The sequence below is a fragment of the Ruegeria sp. C9 genome, from assembly GCF_056537585.1.
On the sequence record NZ_JBQFRU010000004.1, the window covers coordinates 54,873 to 75,995 of the forward strand.

General features: G+C 56.7%; 15 protein-coding genes. 8 read left to right on the forward strand and 7 right to left on the reverse strand.

Features of this window, described 5'->3' with window-relative positions; translation table 11 throughout:
- Positions 1–492: 492 nt before the first annotated feature.
- From ACR0NE_RS11475 to ACR0NE_RS11485, 3 genes are all read right to left on the reverse strand, one after another.
- Positions 493–1,761: an O-antigen ligase domain-containing protein gene (locus tag ACR0NE_RS11475; RefSeq protein WP_170596904.1), complete on the reverse strand. Its 1,269-nt coding sequence runs from the start codon at positions 1,759–1,761 to the stop codon at positions 493–495.
- Positions 1,762–1,766: 5 nt separating this feature from the next.
- Positions 1,767–3,095: a GumC domain-containing protein gene (locus ACR0NE_RS11480; protein WP_480459670.1), complete on the reverse strand. Its 1,329-nt coding sequence runs from the start codon at positions 3,093–3,095 to the stop codon at positions 1,767–1,769.
- A 267-nt stretch (positions 3,096–3,362) separates the two neighbouring features.
- Positions 3,363–3,977 (reverse strand): response regulator transcription factor, encoded by a 615-nt coding sequence (locus tag ACR0NE_RS11485; RefSeq protein ID WP_170596906.1) that lies wholly within the window; start codon positions 3,975–3,977, stop codon positions 3,363–3,365.
- 252 nt (positions 3,978–4,229) lie between these two features.
- Here ACR0NE_RS11485 and ACR0NE_RS11490 point away from each other — a divergent pair, with 252 nt between their 5' ends.
- The 4 genes from ACR0NE_RS11490 (at position 4,230) to ACR0NE_RS11505 (ending at position 9,696) form a co-directional block, all read left to right on the forward strand.
- Positions 4,230–5,603, forward strand: coding sequence for a WecB/TagA/CpsF family glycosyltransferase (locus tag ACR0NE_RS11490; protein WP_480459671.1), 1,374 nt, complete (start codon positions 4,230–4,232; stop codon positions 5,601–5,603).
- Positions 5,604–5,623: 20 nt separating this feature from the next.
- Positions 5,624–6,505: a UTP--glucose-1-phosphate uridylyltransferase gene (locus tag ACR0NE_RS11495; RefSeq protein WP_170596907.1), complete on the forward strand. Its 882-nt coding sequence runs from the start codon at positions 5,624–5,626 to the stop codon at positions 6,503–6,505.
- Positions 6,502–7,113, forward strand: a complete 612-nt coding sequence (locus tag ACR0NE_RS11500) for a putative pterin-binding protein (protein WP_480459673.1) — start codon at positions 6,502–6,504, stop codon at positions 7,111–7,113. Before ACR0NE_RS11495 ends, ACR0NE_RS11500 begins: the two co-directional genes overlap by 4 nt.
- Before the next feature lie 132 nt (positions 7,114–7,245).
- Positions 7,246–9,696 carry an ATP-binding protein gene (locus ACR0NE_RS11505; RefSeq protein WP_170596908.1) on the forward strand — a complete coding sequence of 817 codons (2,451 nt, stop codon included), beginning with the start codon at positions 7,246–7,248 and terminating at the stop codon, positions 9,694–9,696.
- A gap of 1 nt (position 9,697) precedes the next feature.
- On the opposite strand, the gene ACR0NE_RS11510 is transcribed toward ACR0NE_RS11505, so the two are convergent.
- A complete protein-coding gene (locus ACR0NE_RS11510) occupies positions 9,698–10,927 on the reverse strand; it encodes a polysaccharide biosynthesis/export family protein (RefSeq protein ID WP_170596909.1) in 1,230 nt (409 codons plus the stop codon).
- Between the two features lie 195 nt (positions 10,928–11,122).
- Here ACR0NE_RS11510 and ACR0NE_RS11515 point away from each other — a divergent pair, with 195 nt between their 5' ends.
- The 4 genes from ACR0NE_RS11515 to ACR0NE_RS11530 are packed head-to-tail and all read left to right on the forward strand — an operon-like array spanning position 11,123 to position 15,204.
- A complete protein-coding gene (locus tag ACR0NE_RS11515; protein WP_170596910.1) occupies positions 11,123–12,361 on the forward strand; it encodes an oligosaccharide flippase family protein in 1,239 nt (412 codons plus the stop codon).
- Entirely contained in the window at positions 12,358–13,272 is a 915-nt protein-coding gene (locus ACR0NE_RS11520; protein ID WP_170596911.1) for a glycosyltransferase, read from the forward strand. Before ACR0NE_RS11515 ends, ACR0NE_RS11520 begins: the two co-directional genes overlap by 4 nt.
- 20 nt (positions 13,273–13,292) lie before the next feature.
- On the forward strand, positions 13,293–14,279 hold the full coding sequence (locus ACR0NE_RS11525; RefSeq protein ID WP_170596912.1) for a glycosyltransferase family 2 protein: 987 nt from the start codon (positions 13,293–13,295) through the stop codon (positions 14,277–14,279).
- A gap of 13 nt (positions 14,280–14,292) precedes the next feature.
- Entirely contained in the window at positions 14,293–15,204 is a 912-nt protein-coding gene (locus ACR0NE_RS11530) for a glycosyltransferase family 4 protein (protein ID WP_170596913.1), read from the forward strand.
- Positions 15,205–15,635: 431 nt separating this feature from the next.
- Here ACR0NE_RS11530 and ACR0NE_RS11535 read toward each other — a convergent pair whose 3' ends face one another.
- From ACR0NE_RS11535 to ACR0NE_RS11545, 3 genes are all read right to left on the reverse strand, one after another.
- Positions 15,636–17,393: an adenylate/guanylate cyclase domain-containing protein gene (locus ACR0NE_RS11535; RefSeq protein ID WP_170596914.1), complete on the reverse strand. Its 1,758-nt coding sequence runs from the start codon at positions 17,391–17,393 to the stop codon at positions 15,636–15,638.
- Between the two features lie 777 nt (positions 17,394–18,170).
- The gene (locus tag ACR0NE_RS11540) at positions 18,171–19,721 is read right to left on the reverse strand and encodes a DUF5906 domain-containing protein (RefSeq protein WP_170596915.1); all 1,551 of its coding nucleotides are present in this window, start codon (positions 19,719–19,721) and stop codon (positions 18,171–18,173) included.
- Entirely contained in the window at positions 19,718–21,100 is a 1,383-nt protein-coding gene (locus ACR0NE_RS11545) for a hypothetical protein (RefSeq protein ID WP_170596916.1), read from the reverse strand. Before ACR0NE_RS11545 ends, ACR0NE_RS11540 begins: the two co-directional genes overlap by 4 nt.
- Between the last annotated feature and the right edge of the window lie 23 nt (positions 21,101–21,123).

Sequence of the window (21,123 nt, forward strand, 5' to 3'; positions counted from 1 at the left end):
CCTGTCCTGCTGCACTGCCTGCGACAACGCAAACGTTGGCTTTGTTCGGCGTCTAAGTTGCTGATCCTATGTGCAGCGAAACTACAGTTTGATAGTATCGCATCATCATAGCTTTGAATGACCGGTCTGGCGACAACAGCTGCAACGCAGCGATGAATGTGCTGCTACAGCAAATCAATGCTGCGTCAGCAATTGCCGCAATCGCACAAGTCCGGTTTGTCCGCTTTGCGGCCGCTCGCCAATTTTCGGTGGAGGTCCGATTCGAGCCCAAAGCGGACTACCAGATATCCGATCTCAGTAGTTGGCTGAAGAACCAAACTGTCGTTGATGAACTATGAGATGCAGATTTCAGATCGACAGCAAGTTCACCGTAAAAACATGAAAGTCTTCACCTGAAAATCTCTACCATTCGTTCTCTAGAGTGGTAATTGAACCAACCCAAAAAAATAACGTCTGACACTACGCTGGTATCGCAACAATCCTAGCGGCGTATCAGCTGCCCAGACATACTGATTTGACCTCTCGCAAATGCAATCCGAGCATCAGTAAGGTCGGCCAGAGGAGATAGGTTTGGATTTCGACGTTCTCTCCAAAAGTCAACAGGAGAACAGTGAGCAACAGCCCGAGCGGCAGCCTCCCGCGTTCCGACTTTATGGCGTCCAAGGTGACGATTGCGAAATGAACGAGGAAAGGGATGAGAAACGCGGCAAATCCGGTCAACCCTTTGACGAACAGCAACCCGTACCAGGTGTGATGGCTGCCGATCGGCATGTATTCAACAAGATGCGCTCCGGGTCTGACCGTGCCATGCCCGAAAACCATCGCATCCGATTGCCAGCGCTCATACGCAATGCGCTGCAGCGTTTCGCGTACGCGGGTACTATCGGCGCGTGCGGATTTGAAGCTGTATAGGGCTCGGTTGCCGAACTCGACAAAGGCGGCGCCCCAAACGGCCACGGCTGTGGTGGCAGTAGACAATAACACCCATCCCAAGCTTCGGGCGACAAGTGGCAAGAGGCGGGGTGACAGCGAGCAGACCACCAATCCGACCAAGCCCATGCGGGACTTCGACATCAGGATCATCAGAACTCCGGCAGTCAAACCGATGACCTTCCAGCTGCGGTGCTTTTCTTCGAGGGCAAACAAAACCATGCTGACGCCAAGCAAGGCCGCGAATGGCGACCATGGTGCAAAGAACTGCCAACGGGGTGTGCCGCTGGCAGGGTCGATTGTGTACAGGTAGACCGAGAAATACTCGGGCCCCGGGCCGCCAACTGCTTTCAAAGGGGACGTAAACAGCAGATGCGGCAGACCGGCATAGGGGGCGACCACTAGCAACGGCAGAAGGCACAAGGTCCAAAGGCCCAGTAAGCATTGTCCTCTGACCAGAATCTCGCGCCGAATGGGCAAGACCGCCCCGGCAAGGATGAGCAACGGGATCAGTGCCCAACCTTTGGCCCATCCGATGCTCGATTTGATTGTTTTAGTGGCGCCAAGTTTCCAATCCGCGTGGCCTGCCCAAAGTGAGACTAGCATCACAAGCATGCCAACGCTCCAGACCCAGACCACGGTGGGTACAGGGCCCGTTGCACGCATATCCAAGCGGATCGCCGGGCCGAGATAAAGCGACAACCCAGCCATCGCAGCCAACATCCAACCCAGCACCGGACCGACAACATAGAGCGCTCCAAGTGCGTAGAACGGCCATGTCCAGATCAGCGTGTACCAGACGATTTTTTCGGCCGGGGTTTGAGGCGCCATATGCATCAAACAACGGCCTCTTTCTGGTCTTTTAGTAGCTTTGAAATCAGCGGGTTTCGGATCCATGCCAGTACCAAACCCATCAATAGCATGAGGCTTGCAGCGATCCCGGCAGCGATCGAGATCTTCTTGTTCGGTGAAGAAGGGTGGGTCGGCAGAGACGGGTTTTCCAGCACTTGGATCAAAGGATAAGAGGCGTAGACATCGGTCTTTTTTGACTCGGATCGTGCGATGGCAGAGGCGAACACGGCTTCTGCCACAGCGAAATCTCTCTGCCGGTCCTCCAATTCAGCGGCGATGGGTGCGAGCTCTGACAAGTGCAGAGTTTCCAGTTGGACTTGCGCGCGCAGTGTCGCGACATGTTCTTCCAGTCCGGCACGCAAGGCATCTTCGCGTACCAACTCACTGAGCAACTGCGCCCGTTGTCCTTCCGGCGCACGATCCAGTCCACCGAGCTGCTCGACCGCGAGACCAGTCACCTGCGACGCGCGTTGTAACGCAACCGAACGCGCCGCTTCGTAGTCGATTTGGGCATTCACATAGATCGGGTGGCGCGATCCGTAGGTCGCGTCGGCTTGCGCCAGCTTTGCAGCCCCCACCGACACGTCCTCAAGCAACGATAGGTATTGCGCATCAGCATAGAGTTTCAGCGTTGCCGCCGCTGCGTCAGGGGGCAGATTCAACGCGACTTGAAGCGCGGCGACACGTTCCGATTGGCGTGCCAGCTCGCTCTCCTGCTTTCGCAGTTCCTGCTTTGCGCGGTCATTAGCGGCGACCTGTTCTTGGTATTGCGCAACTGATATCAGACCGCTTTGCGACTGCAGCTGTTTGATCTCGGCCCGCGTGGCCTGAATTGCGCGCGTGTAGTCTTCGATCGCGCCCGTATTGCTGGCCTCGCGGGTGGCAATTTCATCGGCGCGCAGGGCGTCAATTTCGGCGAAAAAAGCCGCCACTAGGGCGTCACCATATTGCTGAGCGTCAGCCGGAGAGGCCGCCTGAAGCTCGATATGTATAAGGCTGGTTTGATCGACCAGTTGTACCCGCGGCTTGCCAAACGCATCACGGTTAGTCTCTACCGCCTTGGCTGCCGCATCAAGGATGCGATCGGCCGACAACAAACGTTTATACGTCTCGGTCGGGCTTATCGACCCGTTGGCAAAGGCAGAATTCGCATATGAGGATGCCTGACCGATATTGGCCAGATTGACCGATGCGGAAGCGCCAGATCCTGGCAGGATCAATGATGCGTTAGAAGTGTATTTGACAGGCGCGGTCGCCAAATAGCCGCTGATGGGGGCCCAGATGCAACTCGCCCCAAGAAGGTATAATGCCATGTAACGGGGCAGGCGGCCTAGATCGCTAAGGCGCCCACCCTTTAAGATGCGCCGCCACCCCAGCGTTCTAAAATTGGATCGGGAAATGCGCACCCAATGCAGAAATTGCATGTCGCGCGTGGATTCAGTGGAGTTTGAAATCTGTTGCGGCATGGAATAACCCTTTCGTACAAGGGTGATACACCGCGTCTGACTTCTGATCATTCGCTCAGCAGGCTAGGAGTCGAGGGGATTGGGAGCGCCTCCTATCCGTTCGGATAAAGACGCCTAGAACAACCCAGCCTCGCGCGCGGCCAAGGCGGCCTGCGTTCGATTGCTGACACCAACTTTGCGGTACAAAGTCTTCATATGCAGTTTGATCGTCGGCTCTGATAGGTCCAGATCACGGGCGATTTCCTTGTTGGATTTGCCTTCAGTCAGTCCCTTGAGCACTTGCCGCTCTCGCTCTGTGAGTTTCTTAGCCATGGGATGGGAGTCTTCGGGCTGCTCTGCGTTCATGAAACCAGCAGGAAGGTATTGTTCTCCCATCGCCATAAAACGGATCGCGTTCACCAGGGATTTGGCCGGAAGAGTTTTGGGGACGAAACCGGCCGCGCCAAGTTCCAGCGCGCGTTGCGCCAGATCGCGCGAGGTGTCGCCGGTAAACAAGGCCACATGCTGGGCACCGTCCAAAGCGATGCAGGTTTCAAGTCCGGCCAACCCGTTCATGCCGGGCATGTTCAGGTCCAGAAGGACCAGATCAAAGGCTCCGTCGTTCTCAATCAGAGTTTTCGCGGCTGGGAAATCCGGCGCGGTCTCAACCTCGATCCCGCCTGCGGCATCTATAAAGGCAACGAGCGTGTCCAAAATAAGCTCGTGGTCGTCAGCAATAAGAACTTTCATCTCAAATCTCCGTCTGCCCCCAACCACACCCAAATGCGTTAATAAATCATTGAACCCATGGCATGAAGCCTTCCTGACGGACAGGTGAATATCCAATCGGATAGTTCAGCGAACCGTTTTCACCACGCTATGTGCTGCGGGGTCGTTTGAATAGACCTATTCTCCGATTGCTCTCCGGATGCTCGCCTATCGGTTGCAGGATCACATTGGCAGTCTGAAGCCACAGATTGTCATCGTTGATCGGAGAGTTCCATGCAGTTCCTTTCAGTCCAAGATATGTGCATAGGCGCGCAGCCAACACCCATACCACCTCTGAAAAAGACCGAGATTTTGGGCTTGCCAATTGTGAATGCCCAATCCGGACAGGTGATCTCAAAACTGCTAGATGGGACGCGCCGGACGGTATTTTTCCTGAACGCACATTGCGCAAACATACGGGCCCGTAACCATACCTATCGAGCAGCATTGGCCCGGGCAGATATGATCCTTCCGGACGGAATTGGGGTAGAGGTCGCGGCAAAGTTGCAAGGCGTCCAGTTGGCCGAGAACCTGAACGGTACGGACTTTGTGCCCAAACTGCTGAAACGCGCGGCGCGTCTTGGCCAGTCAGTCTACCTGTTGGGGGGACGTCCCGGAACAGCTCAGGCAGCGGCGGCCCGGTTGCAGCATATGATCCCCGATTTGGCCGTGGCTGGTACGCGCGATGGTTATGAAGGTGCCGCGCGGGTTGATGAGGTGATCGACGATATCAACCAGTCCGGCGCCGACATCCTGTTGGTCGCGATGGGTGTTCCGCTGCAGGAGTTGTGGATTACCCAGAACCGCCACCGGCTAGACCCTCGCATCGCGCTGGGCGTGGGTGCTTTGTTTGATTTCCTGGCTGGCAACGTGCGCCGGGCCCCGCGCATCGTTCGGCGCGCCCGGATGGAATGGGCATGGCGGCTGGCGATGGAGCCGCGTCGCATGGCCCGCAGATACCTATTGGGCAATTTCGAATTCCTCGGGCGTGCCGTGCACAATTCTGTTCCCAAGGTCTCAGCATGTCGCCTGCTGGACCTCACTTTGGCGGTGGTCGCGCTGTCTCTTCTGGCCCTGCCCATGGCCGCAATCGCCGCATTGGTGCGATTGGACAGTCGCGGCCCCGCCTTTTTTCGGCAGACACGTATCGGTCGAAACGGTGTGCCCTTCACGATGTACAAGTTCCGCTCGATGACGCAGTACGCCGAAGCCCAGCGTGCGGACCTGCTCGCCCATTCGGATCGTGAAGGCGTGTGCTTCAAAGCCAAAAATGACCCGCGTATCACCTGTGTCGGGAAAGTTCTGCGCCGGTGCTCGCTGGATGAACTGCCGCAAATCTTCAACGTGCTGAAAGGGGATATGTCGCTGGTCGGACCGCGCCCGGCTTTGCCCGAAGAGGTTGCCGCATATCCTGACCAAGCGCTGGAGCGCCTGCAGGTTCGTCCCGGTATCACTGGCCTGTGGCAGGTTTCTGGCCGCGCGGGCATCGGCTTCGACCGCATGATCGAACTGGATACGGCCTATGTCCGCTCCCGCTCGCCCTTTCTGAACCTCTTCCTCATCGCATTGACCGCACGTGCCGTCGTGTCGGGCAGAGGCGCTTACTGATCAATCCTAGGAGCATTGAAATGACACGTATTCGCAAAGCTGTTTTCCCGGTCGCAGGTCTGGGCACAAGGTTTCTGCCGGCCACCAAATCGGTGACCAAGGAAATGCTGCCGTTGATCGACCGCCCCTTGATCCAATATGCAGTGGACGAGGCCCGCGCCGCCGGGATTGTTGAATTCATCTTTATCACGTCAACCGGCCAATCCGCGCTGGAGACGTATTTTGGGCGGAACCCGGGGCTGGAGCGCAAACTGAAGGATGGCGGCAAAACCACCCTGCTGAACCGTTTGCGCCGCACGAATCTTGAGGATGAGGCATACAGTTTTATCCAACAAGACAGCCCACGCGGACTGGGCCACGCAGTCTCTCTGGCACGTGACATTGTCGGTGATGAACCCTTCGCGGTGATCCTGCCGGATGATGTGATCCACGCGCAGCGCCCGGTCCTGGCGCAAATGGTCCAGAACTTTGAAGGCAGACACATGATCGCGACCGAAGAGGTTCCATCCGACCGGATCAGTGCCTATGGCGTGGTCGATATCGAGCACAGGACAGGGCAGGTACAGTATCTGAAAGGGTTGGTCGAAAAACCCTCCGCCGATGAGGCGCCGTCCGAGTTTGGCATCGTCGGGCGATATCTGCTGCAACCTTCGATATTCGATCAACTGAACGGATTGGCACCCGGCGCGGGAAACGAAACCCAACTGACCGATGCGATCGCGGCGGATATCGAAAGGACTGGTTGCCACGGCTTCGCCTTTCAAGGAGAGCGCTTCGATTGCGGATCGGTCGCCGGATATCTTGAGGCAACCACGGTCTTTGCGTTGGAACGTGCCGAACTGCGTGACGGTTTCAAATCCATGTTGCGTCAGCGCATGAACCTGCTGACTGCAGCCGCATGAGACCTGCGCACCTATCCGTTCGGATAGGCGCGTATCCCCATGCCCATCTGTCGCTGTGGACCACTTTCTGGTTTCTTAAGGCCAAAGAAATGGAGACTAAGATGCGTCTGGTTTTTGCGATCCTCACAGCGGTGTTCACTTTTTGCCTGACGTCTGTGAAAGCCGAAGATTTGGCGACCCCGACAGGAGAGGTCGTGCTGACCATTTCGGGCAATAACGCACAGACCGGGCCCGACGGGGCGGCGCAGTTCGATATGGAAATGTTGAAGGCGATGCCGCAGCGAAGTTTTGAAACATCGACGATCTGGACTGAAGGCGAGACCAGCTTTCTTGGCGTGCCCTTGTATGCCTTGCTGGAACAGATCGGAGCAGAGGGCGCGACGATCCGGGCAACGGCGATCAATGACTACGCGGTTGAGATTCCAGTGGCGTCAATCTCGGCGCAGGACCCGATTGTCGCCTATGAGATGGACGGTGTGGCGATGTCCCGGCGACAGAAGGGTCCGCTTTGGATCGTATATCCCTATGACAGTGATACCAAGTACCAGACAGAGGTGATTTACTCTCGCAGTATTTGGCAACTCGACAGGTTGGAAATCGTTAAATAGCGTGGGGTTACAATTCGGTATGAAGTGGGCGATACGGGCCAGACATTGACAAGAAATTTCCAAAACCACTCGAGGCGCCGGTGGGCTTTCGGGCTCATCGGCATCGCCGTTCTGGGTGCCCTTGCTTTGGTCGTGTTGCTGTCCGTCAAGGTGATATCCGATCTGCGCGACCGGCAGTCAGCCCGGACAGACAACGTGCAATGGACGCTGACGCAGGTCGAGGTCGAGTTCCTGTTCTACCTCAACGCGCTAGAGGCGGGTGTATCGGATGCAGAGACAAGCACCGAAAACCTGGACCTTATCCGCCGCCGTTTCGATCTTTTTTACAGCCGTATCGACATTCTGGGCACCTCGCGTCTGTTTGAAACGCTGAGAAGTGACGCGAAATTCGCTGAACCTCTGAACGAAGTCGCCGCTTATCTGGAGGGCTCGGTGCCTTCAATCGACGCTGGGGATCCTGGGCTCATTGCGGGGCTGCCGGATCTCTATGACGGCGCGCAGGGGATCGCTCCAAAGGTGCGAGAGCTTTCGGTCTCGGCGATCTCGTACTTTGCAAGTCAGTCGGATCAGCGCCGTGAAGAAACCGCGCTCAGTCTGTTTCAACTTGCCGTTTTGTCCGGTGGCTTGTTTCTGACGCTGACTGCGGTCAGCGCGTATCTCTTGGTGGTGAACCGCAAAGCTGATCGGCGGGGGCAGGCGATTCAGCAGGCAAACCAACGCATGAATACGATCCTGTCGACCTCATTGGATGCCGTGATCGTGGTAAACGCCGCCGGCACAGTGCTGGAGTTCAACGCGGCTGCACAAGCGATTTTCGGGTATTCCGAGGCAGAGGCCAAAGGGCATTCGATCGGAGAATTGATTGTGCCTTCGCATCTACGCGCGGCGCACAATGAAGGCATGGAGCGGATGCAGAGCGGAGGCGACCGCCACGTCGTCGGCAAGGGCCGCGTCCAGCTTGAGGCGATGCGCAAGAATGGTGAGGTTTTTCCTGTCGAACTTGCGTTGCAATCCGCCCAAGCCGGGGACGAGGAAATCGTCATCGGTTTCGTCCGTGATATCTCACAAAGCGTTGCGGATCAGAAAGAGCTTGTCTCGGCCCGCGACCGTGCCCTTGCCGGGGAAAAGGCCAAGTCGGATTTTCTGACGGTTATGAGTCATGAGATCAGAACCCCGTTGAACGGGTTGCTGGGCAACCTCACCCTTCTCAAGAATACACGCACGACCAAACAGCAGTCTCAGTTTGTCCGCAACATGGAGATCTCGGGCCAGGTTCTGCAAAACCATGTGGATGCGGTGCTGGATATTGCTCGGTTCGAGGCCGGCAAGCTGTCAGTCGCGCACGAGCCAACCGACCTGAACGCGATGCTGCAGGACCTAGTGGATGGTCAAAGCGGCAATGCGGCCTCGCGCGGCAACTCAATCTCTTGGCAATGGGTGGGCGGAGCCTATCCGCATGTCGCGACTGATGCGCAAAGGTTGCGGCAAATTCTGCTGAACCTTGTGGGCAATGCGATCAAGTTTACCGAAAATGGCCGTGTGTCGATTGAGGTCGAAAGATGTGAACCGGCAGATCAGAGTAAGGCACATGTCTACGAAGTGCGTGTTATCGACACCGGGGTTGGCATCGCCGCGGATGAGATCGACGCCATTTTTGATGACTTCTACACCAGCGACCCCTCTATCGGCCGCACGGTCGGAGGGACGGGGCTTGGCCTGGGGATTGCCCGCCGGTTCGCACAGGCTATGGGGGGCGAGGTCGGGGCGGACAGCACATTGGGCGACGGCAGTGTTTTCTGGCTGAGGGTGCCGTTGCAGCCGTCAGCACGCGACGAACTGTTGGAAGCTGCCAAGATCAATACCGAGACCGTTCGCCCTCTGAACTTGTTGGTGGTCGAAGACAACGAGATCAACCTCGAGGTCATATGCAACATGTTGGCGCTGGACGGACATCGCGTCACGACAGCGGAAAATGGGCAGGTCGGCGTCGACAAGGCCAATAGTCAGAGGTTCGACGCGATCCTGATGGATATCAGCATGCCGGTGATGGATGGACCAACCGCTGCACGCCACATTCGCAATGGCCAGGGGCAGTCGACAGATGTGCCGATTATCGCGGTGTCGGCCAATGTCCTGTCAGACGCGGTCGAAACCTTTCGTGCCGCTGGCATGACAGCTTTCATTGGCAAACCAATCTCGATTGATGCCTTGCGCAAGGCGCTTTCGGTGGTCACCCGAGCCGAGGGACAGATTTCGGAGAATGCGCAGCCTGATCCGTTGGCTGAGTTAAGAGACAGCCTCGGGCCCGAAGTCTTTGGCCGTCTGCATGCCAAGTTCATTGTCGAAGGGGATGAGTTCATTGAACAGCTCGAAACCGGAGCCATTGACCAGACAGATTTGAACCGAATCGCTCAGGCCTGTCACAAACTGGCTGGGAGTGCAGCGACCTTCAGCGCGGATGAGTTTCGAGAGGCGTTAGTTGCGGTAGAGACTGCGGCCAAGGAACACAAAGACATCACTGACAAACTCGCTGCAGTCTCCGCCGCTTGGGAACGGGCGAAAGTATCGCCCGCTCGGGATTGATTCACGGGGCGAGCAGTGCCGCTGCGCCGACGATGCCAACCGCGCGCGCGACTTCGGTCAAGCCGGTTACCTTGCTGTCGTAGCAGGCGATCGCATCACCCGGCAAAACATAGGGGTCATAGTCATCCCGATCCCCACGACGCAGCAGCTTTTCTATATTGCGTTCAATGACGATCGAGTTCCCGGTCATCGGGTTGCGGGTGAACAGGACAGCGCTCCGATTGGCGTTGGTCGTCTTGGCCCCACCAACGCAATTGGTATCGACTACGGCCTGCAAGTAGCGCGTGCCATAAGGAACCTCACGCACGTCGCGTCCGATGGCCGACTCTGCGTTACCTGTGGCAGGTTGCGTAAGGTTGGACATATAAAGCGTCACGCCGGGCGGGCTGATCGGGCTGGGGCGCATCAGATCGTCTTGAAAACACCCTCGGCTGTTGACCACGATCTGATCCCCGGTCAGCAGCATGATGTCGGTCGGGTCCGAGCCTTCGAACACGCCGCGTAGGTCCATCCGGTAGATCGTGCCTTGCCGGTGCAGTTCGACCGCTGACAGATCCGCATCCGGGCGCACACCTCCGGCGGCGCGAATGGCGACTGACAGGTTGCGCGCCTCCGTCGAGGCACCCAGCACGCCTTGACGCCCTCGATCCAGCGCGTCGCCGGGGATGCCTCCGATCTCGACCGAATGGGGTTCAAACACTGCGCCTTTCACGCCGACAGTGACCGAGGCGAAATCGCTGATGCGCGCCGTGACGCGCGGGGTGTTGTCGTAGAACTGCGCTGCCACCAGAACGCGCGCGACATCCCGCTCCACCTGCTCGGTTGTTCTGCCCTGCGCGCGCACGGGCGGCAGGTAGGGCAGCTTCAGGTCGCCATCGCGGGACACAACATAGGTGTCGCTAAGAAGCTCATCCCCGTCGATGGTGATCTGCACCATGTCATTGCGCGAAAGCTTCTCGCCCAGCAATGGGCTAAGCGCGGGCTGTGACCATTTGGCAGAGGCGTTTGCGCCCTGATCCCCAGTTTGAGGCATGCAGGCGCGCCCATTCATATGCTCCGCTTGCAGCAAGGGCGCATTTGCCCGGCGCCGCGAGGGGGCACGGTACTGCGCCTGATAACTGTCGCCCTTTGCGACGGGTTCGATGTTGCGCGGGGTCTTCATGCTGCTGCAACCCGACAGGGCAATCGCACTGACGGCCCCTAATACCAAAACTTTGAAATGTCGTGTCATTTTGTACTCTCCTGAACTGCATCCACAGCTACAGCAGTGTCTTGATGTGCGTCAGACCGGCATCGGGATTGGCGTTCATCCCATTCGGATAGGTCGCTCGCCGGATGGTTCGTCTGGCTGTCCTCCCGCGTCTGGGACAGGGATGTCGCGGCCAATTAGAACTGATCCCAACACTGTTTTTGGACATTTGGCGACATGACCCAACGATTGGCACATTCCGGTTTCTTGCGGCACTTGCTGGCTTATGCGGCGTCCGAAGTGGCGGCCAAAGCCTCGCGTCTTGTGGTCGTCGTCGTCGTGGCCCGCAGCCTCAGCCCCGAGGCAATCGGTCTGGCTGCTGCTGCCCTAGCGGCGGGGGATATCCTCAAGGCGCTGACCGAAAACGGTGTGGGGCAGAGGATCATCCAAGCTCCGCAGGCCGAGTTGGAACAACGCTGCAACACCGCGCATCGTATTTTCTGGGTCTGGTGCGGGGCGCTGTTTGTGCTGCAACTGGCTATCGCTGCGTTTCTCTACTCGATGGGGCACGAGTCGTTGGCGCTGTTGCTGGCCATACTGGCAGGAGAGTACCTGTTCATGCCCGCTGGCCTGGTGCAGGCCGCGCTTGCGATGCGTGAGGGCAAGCTGCAACAGACCGCCGCCATTGCCGGAGGGCAGGTGGTTGGTGCGAATATCATGGCGGGGTTATTGGCGTTGCTCTGGGCCTCGCCGCTGGCTTTGGTGTTGCCCCGATTGCTGGCTGCTCCGATCTGGTTGGTCCTGATGCGCCACCTGCGTCCCTGGACATCTGACACCAAACAAGGGTTTACCGCCCTTCGCCCCTTTGTTGGGTTCGGCTGGGCCGTTCTGGGGGTCGAGATCGTCAAAGTTCTGCGTATGCAGGCCGACAAGCTTGTCGTCGGCGCGATGCTGGGGGCTGAGAGCCTTGGCATCTACTTCATGGCTTTCAACGCTGGGCTCGGCTTGGCGACATCGTTTACGCAGGCCTTTTCAGTCGTTCTTTTCCCACATCTCTGCGCAGCCCCGGACAAAACCAAGGCGTTGCGTCACGGGCTCGGCACGTCCCTCCTGGTGCTGAGCCCGCTGGTTTTGCTGCAAGCCGCCCTTGCACCGGTCTATGTGCCGCTGCTGCTGGGGGCCGAGTGGCAACAGATTTCACCGGTGGTTTCGGTCTTGTGCCTTGCCGCATTGCCCAGCGTCATCTGGTCCGCAGTGGCCGGCTGGCTGCGGTCCGAAAACCGCGCGATCACCGAACTGCGGGTCAGCGCGGTCTTGGCTTTCGCACTGATCCTCAACACCGCGATCATGGCCCCATTCGGGCTGATGCCAGTGGCGATCGGATACCTTCTGACCAGTGCTGCGCTGATGCTGACGGCCTCTTGGGTGCTGTTGCCTCGGGATCATAAAACAACAGAAAGGCTCGGCTTCCAATGACCCGCTTTACCATCATCGTACCGTTTCACACCGATGCGGATACAATTGCCGACACGCTGACCAGCATTCGCGCGCAAAGCTTCAAGGATTGGGAGGCGATCTGCGTTGGCGACCGTCCCTCAAGCGCCTGCTTGTCCATCGTACTAGATCACATCGCGCAAGACCCCCGTATCCGGGTCGCTAGCAGCCCCTTCGATGGCCCAAGTGCCGCCCGCAACTATGGGGCCGAGCTGGCCAAGGGAGACATACTAGCGTTCTGCGACGCGGATGATCTGTGGCACAAGGACAAGCTGGCGCAGCTAGACGAAGCCTTCCAACCCGCCTCGACGGATGCAGTTTTTGGGCAAATTCGGTTCTTCGCCGATCAGCCCGGAGATTCTCAGACACTCTCGACCGTTCCTGACGCACTCCTGACCATTCCGGACCTGTTGGCTGAGAACCCGGTCTGCACCATGTCCAACCTTTCGATCCGCCGTGAGGTCTTCAACGCGGTCGGCGGGTTGGACACGAGAACGGTACACAACGAAGACCTAGAACTGCTGATCCGCCTCGCAGGCGAAGGGTTCACCATCAAAGGGGTTGATCAGTTTCAGGTCTGGTATCGCACCAGCGCCGGGGGCTTGTCCGCGGACTTGAACGCAATGCGCGCTGGGCGGGCCTACGCGGTCAAATCAGCCGCATCATATGGCGTGTCCCCGTCGCGGTCGTCCGAGGCCGTCTATCTGCGCTATCTCGCCCGCCGGGCGTTGCGGTTGGGGCATCAGGGTCAGGCGCTGTCTTACACACGCAACGGCCTGGGCCTGCATGCGCGCAGTTTCCTGCTGCCCCTGCGCCGAGGACTGCCTACCGCCGCAGGGGCCGCGCTGGCCCCGATCCTGCCGCAAGCGATCAAACGCGCGTTGTTTTCATGAGAATTCTGAAGGAGATCACCATGCCCACAGCATCCATCGTCGTACCCGCCTACAACGCCGAAGCAACCTTGGCCGAAACGCTCGCCTCACTGCTGGCGCAAACCTATGAAGATTTCGAAATCATCATCGTCGACGATGGATCGCAAAACGCGACCGCCGAGATTGCCCGCGCGCACCAAGGCGACCCGCGCGTCCAACTTGTCCAGCAAGCCAACCGTGGGCTGGCGGGGGCCAGAAATACCGGCATCGCTGCCGCGCGTGGTGCATTCGTCGGCTTTTGCGACGCCGACGATCTGTGGATGCCCGAAAAGCTGGCGGCTCATATTCACCATCTCAAGGCCGAACCGGATGTGGGGGTTAGCTACTCCGGCAGTGCCTTGATCGACGAGGCGGGGTGCATGATGGGGATCAAACAAGTACCCCGCCTGAAGAATGTGACCGCAGCACATGTTCTGAACCGCAACCCGATCGGCAACGGATCGGCGGCCGTTATTCGAAAGACGGTGCTGGAGGCTTTGGCATACCGCCCGAGTTTTGAGACCGAGCGGGATTGGGTCTTTGATGAGACCTTCAGGCAGTCCGAAGATATCGAATGCTGGATGCGGCTGATGTTGAAGACCGATTGGCAGATCGAAGGTGTTCCGGGGCTGCTGACCCACTACCGGATCAATGCAGGCGGGCTTTCGGCGGCTTTGGATCGCCAGTTAGAGGCTTGGGAGCGGATGGTTGCGAAGCTGCGCCCGCTGAACCCTGAATTCTTCGCCCGGCACGAACCCTCGGCTCGCGCCTATCAGCTGCGCTATCTGGCGCGCCGAGCGATCACCAACCTCGACCGGGACACAGCTTGGGAGTTGTTTACGCGAAGCGTCCAGGAAAGCCTCCGCCCGGTGTTGGAGGAACCTATGAAATCGTTCAGCACTTACGCCGCAGCCCTTGCGTTGAAAACGTTTGGACCCGGCCCGATCACCCGGGTGGCACAAATGAAATCCAAACTGCAATCGATCTGAAAGAGGCGTCATCATGGAACAGAAAAAGATCCTCCACTTGGTAGACGACACCACAGCGGGCGGCGTGATGCGGATGCTCGACCATCTCTTGGCGCAATCAGATCTGTCCGGCGCGGTCGAGCAAAAAGTGTTGAAGGTCAAACGGACCGCGTTTTCTTGGGGCAAACTGAATGCGGATGTCATCATGTCCCACGTCGTACCAAGCTGGAGAAGCCTGCCCGCGTTCTCGGCCCTTCGCGCAATGCATCTGGACACTCGACTGGTCCATGTCGAACACAGCTACACCCGGGCATTCACCACTCTGAATGTCCCACAAAAACGTCGGTTTTTTGCGATGCTGCGAGTGATCTATTCCTTCTTTGATCAGGTGGTCGCGGTCAGCCACGCGCAGTCGGACTGGATGAAGGAACGACGCCTGGCTACTTCGGAAAAACTGGCTGTCATTCCTCCGACCGTTGATCTTGAGCAGTTGTCGCGCAACACTATGCCTCCCAAGTCAAAGACCACAATTGGTGCCATCGGGCGTTTGGAACAGCAGAAAGGGTTCGACATCCTGATCCAGGGTTTTCGGTCAACCCGAACGCCGGAGGCGCGCTTGTTGATCTTTGGCGAAGGCAGTCAGCGTTCATACCTTGAGGCGTTGGCAGAGGGTGACCCGCGCATTGAATTTAGGGGTCATGCCAAAGATCCAGCAGAGGCTTATCAAGCCGTCGATATCATTGCGATTCCCTCGCGTTGGGAAGCTTATGGACTTGTGCTGGACGAAGCGCTTGCCGCGAAGCGCAATGTGATCGCCAGTAAAGTTGATGGGTTACGTGACCGTGAAGGAGATACGAGAGTTTCATTCTGCAACCTTGACCCTTATGATTGGCGACTTGCGATCAATAATTTTCTGCTTTCCAACACTATTGAGAAAAGCAGCTGAATCAAAATTTGACACTGGATCTTTTGCGTTTTTGCCGAGCCATTCGCTGCAAAATCAATTGTGATTTCAAAGAAATTGCCTGAGTCCAGCTTCGCGTTTTGTGCGCGAGCCTACTTAGCGCAGTACATTTTGGTGCCCTCTTTGGACTGCGAGCGGTCATTGCCTTGTCCTAAGTGGATGGCAGCTATGTCCGCATTGCAGACATTGGGCGTTATTAACTGAATGTCCGCATCGAGCCCGTTTTGACCGATGCCGCGCGATGCTCCAAGGACAGCAATGCGCAGAAACCGGACTTTGCAAAGTTCGGCGGACAGGCCCAATGCGAGCAAGCGTGGTGTATAGATCCGAGACGTGAAAAATATCGTCGACGTAGCTGCCAGCTTCGTTTGCCGAAGGCCAGCGAATGAATGCGTCAATGCAATACTGCGACGCTATTTTGGTAGACCCGCTTTTAGCATTGCATCCGCCCAGAACTTACGCAGTTCTTCAGTCTGGTAGGCGGTATTGGCAGTGTAGTTTTGAACCGAAAATTGCGGATCGATTGAAAGAACCGAGTCTACTGCTTTTTTGGCATTTTCAGTGTCACCAAAATCCGCGTGAATAGCCGCCAAACGCACTTGGCACAACAAGCTGTCAGGCAGGCGGGTTTCCAGGTGCCGGTAAACTGTTCTTGCTTGCTCCAGCTGACCTAACCCGCGATAAGCATCCCCCAATTGGCTAAAATACCAGTCCGGGCTGTAGGGCGACAGCCGAATGGCTTTTCGCATGCTGTTCAGGCTTTCCTCAAATTCGCCACAACTATTATACGCAATTGCCAGCATAGCATGAGAAAGCGAGACACTGGGTTGCCGTTCGATAGCTTTTTTGCAGAAGGCTTTGGCTTCATCAAAACGAGATTGGTGTGTGAAAATATACCCTTTCAGCGCATAGACATCAGCCGGGGCATTTTTTATCGCTAACAATTCGTCGCAGATAGACTGGGCCTCGTCAGTTGACGCCTTCGGATCTTGATGAAACCCAAGGCGGGCACCGACTTGCAACGCCCAGCCGAGGCCAGTTCTGAAGGACGAATACCCAGGGTCAAGTTCGATTGCCTGCCGAAATAGTTGAATAGCGGCGAGGTTCCCTTCTCTTGTAAACTTGTATTGTTCACTGAGGCCTCGCATCATAACTTCCCACGCCTCAAGGTTGGGTGCTTGTTCTGCCCATAGTCTGAGTTCGTGCCCGTGCGTTAGACTAACTGCCAATGAGACGGATATTTCACGTGTGATTTCATCCTGAACTGCAAAAACATCTTCAATCTGACGGTCATAACGGTCGGCCCACAAATGTGAGCCGGTTTGGCATTCAATAAGTTGACCAGTGATGCGAACGCGCTGCCCGACCTTTCGAACACTACCTTCAAGGACGAAACGAACACCCAATTCCCTTCCGACCTGTCTTACGTCGACGGACATTCCTTTGTAGGTAAAGGACGAATTGCGCGCCATCACGATGAGGCCATTTACTTGCGATAAGGCGGTGATGATGTCTTCGGTAATCCCGTCCGCGAAGTATTCCTGTTCTGGATCGCCTGACATATTTTGAAATGGCAGGACAGCGATTGAAGGTTGGTCTGGCAACTCTAACCGCTCGCCTGTCAGAACTTCGTAAAACTCAGGTGATAGGCGCGCCGGATCGAGATCGATGCTGTAGGCGCCGGTCTTGTGTTCAATGTTTTTGAGGTCTTGCTCCCCCAGATCCTTGAAACTTCCGGAGACCTTTCCTTTGATTTGACGGTATACATCCTCGGAAACGCAGACGCCTCCAGGTTCCGCGATTGCTTCCAATCTTGCGGCCACGTTGACGCCTTCCCCAAAAATATCGGAGCCTTCGGAAATCACATCTCCCAAATGGATCCCGATCCGCAATTGAATGCGTTGTTCGTCTGGGACGTCCGATTCCCGTCCAATCATGGCGCGTTGAATGGCAACAGCACATTCTGCTGCATCGACCACACTGATGAATTCGGCCAACAGACCATCGCCCATTAGCTTGACTATTCGCCCCTTGAATTCGCGTATTTGGGGTTGAACCAAATCAGAAAGTAAAGTGTTTAGGCGTTGTAGCGTTTTTTCTTCATCGCGTCCCATTAGGCGTGAAAAGCCGACGACATCGGCTGCCAATATCGCCGCAAGTTTTCGCTTCACCGTCAGCCCTCCGCGAAAATCACGTTAGATGTAATACTCGTCGAGGTCTACATTCTTGCCCCATTGAGCGTTTGCTAACCAATCGCGAAGATCCTTGTCGAAATATCGCCACCAAGGCTTAGAGCTGCCTGAATTAAGCTGTCGTAACCTAAGATCAAAGTCTGCTTTGGGCTGACTGCGGTCGTTTGGAACAATTCTGCGGATGTCTGCAAAGTCCGCAAGGCAGACGTAGGTCCTGTTCAAACCAACGTCTGGTTCCAGCATAAGCAGTCAGTGGGACGTCAAACCAGACGTTCGAACGCTGAAGAATAGAGGTGCAGAAGTCGGCATAGAAACACTGCAGCCAATAAGTGGGCAATCTGTTATCAGCAATATCTCTGTGTAAGCAGATTGCATGGTTCACTGGCTGGAAACTCTTCATTTCCAATTCAATATCTTTTCGGCCAAAGCCTCATACGCCTCGGGATCGCCGTCCTCGCTTCGAGATAACTGGGCCATACGCAGGGACAACTGTTGTCGTCTTACGTGTCCTTCGGTCCCTCTTCCGCCTTGGCAAGCCCGGCGTGCGCAGTACACCTGATCAGCATCCTGCAACGCGGCAATCTCACTCGGTTTCACGGTCAAAACCCCTTGGTCCGGGATGTCCGCCTTGAACGTTTACCCTTATACATGCGCGTGTATTTATCCCCTTCACGCATTAGATTTTGGGACAACCCGGACAAGACGGACGAAATACCGCCTACGACTGCATCACCAGGCTGATTATCAACCCAAAGGCTAGTCATCGTCTCTATCCTCCTCGTCAGCGAACTCCCGATATTCGGCCAATTGGTCTTGCGTGGGGGCTTTCCCCTCCTTCCAAGAGATACCTGCGACGGCTCGTTCGCGCCGTTTATTGGTGCTTCCGTCTTTCATTTCACGTTCATGAACCGGCCTCGACTTGCGTGTGGCCCCCTCCAACATGTCGTGAACGGAGGAGATCATTCGGCTCTTTTCCCACTTCGAAATGCCTATGGCGTCGATCCAGTTCCGGAAGACATAGTAGAGATCGTCCACGGGGATATATCCGTTTGGATCCATCTCAATAAAGTCGTCCAGAAACGTCTTGATCGGTGCCATCTTGGCGCGTGACTTGCTTCGTAGGACGCGGTGCGTTTGGGTCAGTTTAAAGTGACCTCGGGCCTGCAGTTGCAGATATCCACGCGCGGCCCAAGCGAGCCATATGTCCGCCTCCAATTTCAGGTTCTTTTTCACGGATGGGTCTTCGCGCCCAAAGAACGAGCCGCTGGTCTTCAGGTAAATCATGCGATCCGCAAGGACGCCGTCATTATCCCGGAATCCCGCGAGCGAATTTGACAGGATGAAGAACCGGACCATCAGGTGCACGCCACGGAGAAATGTGCGCCCTTTCCTGTTGATGTCGCGCGGGTCTCCCCCGGAGATTGCCAGAAGGGTTTCTGCCAGTGCGCCAAAATTCGTGTGTCGGTCGATCCGCGCGTCGGTGAGAGTGGCCATGCGCATGTTGTTCAGGCCTTCCAGAGCAAAGTCACCTTCCAGCGACTTGGTGGAAGGCGCACACGCAGCTGAGCCGAGCAGGAACTTGAGCATGTTGTTAATGGAGCCTTTGCCACTGCGCTTAAGGCCAATGATCTGGAATATCTTTTCTTGCTCGTTGTCGCCGAACAGAATGTACCCGACAATTTCCTGCAGGAGGTCGGTTTGGTCAGGGTCTTCCTCGAACAATTGCGCAAAGAATGCGGCTGATTTGCTGTTGTTCCACGCTTCTTCCCAAACATCGTCATCATCCATCCAGTCCGGATTGAAGTTTGCGTTCAGTTGCCTGGTGTTGAAGAAGCGAGGCGTATTTTCGATGATCTCGTTGGTTTCGATGTTCACGAGGCCGTTGAGGCAGGCGTAGACGTCCTCTGGTCCGTCTTGGAATATCCACGCCATGTCGGTGCCGTGGTAGCGGACTAGCCCCGATAGGGCGCAGTAGATTTCATTGACCAGTGGTGTGTTGGGTTTGACGGATACGCGGGAAACAGACCCATCTCGGTTGCGGTTCACTCTTGTCGAGTTGCTGAGGAGCCGGTGGACCTCATGGAAGATTTCGTCCTTGCCTTTCTGCACCTCTTCAACTGCGGTCCATAGGCCGCTACGGTAGCGCCAGAACTCCCCCTGCCAGTGGCGCAAGATAGGGATGCCTCCCCGTTTATAGAACTCATCCAGTATGCGAATGGCGACCTCCCGGTACTCCTTGATGTCCTCGAACCGGAGACCGCGATTATCTTCTCGACCGCCATCGAGCGCGTGCAATTGTTGGTTCACTCCAACTCTCCTTTGATCCAGTCCCGTGCCTGTTCTTGCTCGGAGTTGGTGAGAGATATGAAGGAACGCTGGAACCGTGCCCATCGCTCATCGTCGGTCAGTGGCTTCTTTTCTGCCCGTTCATCCTGCCTTGCCTTGGCCCGATCCTGCTTGACCCGGATTGTGTCGATTTGGCCGAGAGCCCAGTTTGTAGTTTTGAGGATGTCCGGACCTTCCAACCCGGCATTGATCAGGAGGCGGATGATCTCTGCATCGCCCCAACCATCATCGCACAGCAGCCAGATGACCGAATTCAGATGCCCGGCCCGAACGTCTTTGCTGGTGGCCCCGCGCGCTGCCTTTACGTGCCGCATAAGGACCGGATCGGTCGCGCCTCTGGGGACGCCTTTGCGTGCGGCCTTGTTGGCCTCTTTACGCTCGCGTAGTGCCGCGTCATCCAGACACTCTACATCCGGCCCGCCGTTCTCTCTGACCCACTGCAGGAACACATTCGTGTTCCGCATGTACTCGACGCCTGAGCAGCGGTGGAAGCAATGGAACGAGCGGTAGGGGTCAGTGCTCATGGGTGGCCGGTAGCCAGTGCCCACGACAATCCCGTTCGTATGTTCGTGATGCCACGGGCAGATCATGTCGATCCAGCCGTCCTCGCCGCGGTCCCCCAGAATGAGCCCCTGATGGTCCAGCCATTCGAGGACAGGATCGTCGCCCATATTGAACGGGGCCGCATCGTCCTGTGTCAGTGGCGTATGACCTGTGTTTTTGGTCATCTCCTTCGCCGCCTTCAGGTCGAGCTTGAGGCCTATGATTAATTCATCGGGGGTGAAGTGCTTGCCGGTCCATTTGACCAGCATGGCATTGTGCTTCTTTCCAGGCGGGCAGGAGCCGGGGAGCCTGACAAGGCGGGCCGGGTTCTGACCGAAGGCGTCGTTGAATTTCACGAGCCGGGTGGCTGCCAATATCAATTGGGCTTTGCGGTAATCGCGCAAAGGTGCATCAAGGATATAGCCCCACTGCTGAGAACCAGGCTTGGTCTCGACAATGAAACTTGGCTCCAAATCGGGTACGCCGATCTTAATACCTTGCTTCTGCTCGCCAATATCGTCCAGGACCAGAGCCGCCATACCTTTCCATGTGTCCTTCGTCCGTTTGAATTTACTAAGGCCTGTTTTTTTGAACTCCTTAGGATCGCGCGGTTGGTGGAGGCCAACGCCGTAGTGAGTGTGGAAATCCTGCGCTGTGTACTTTGGCCACGCATAAGCCGGGAAGCTGATTGTTCCGTCAGCCTTGGTATGTACCGTTGCAATACACCCTGTTTCACCCTCTTGGGCGGCGTGGAAAATGGCGGATAGGAATCCGGCATGATTGGAAGGCCTACTCACTCCGCAGCCCCCCATTTTTTTGG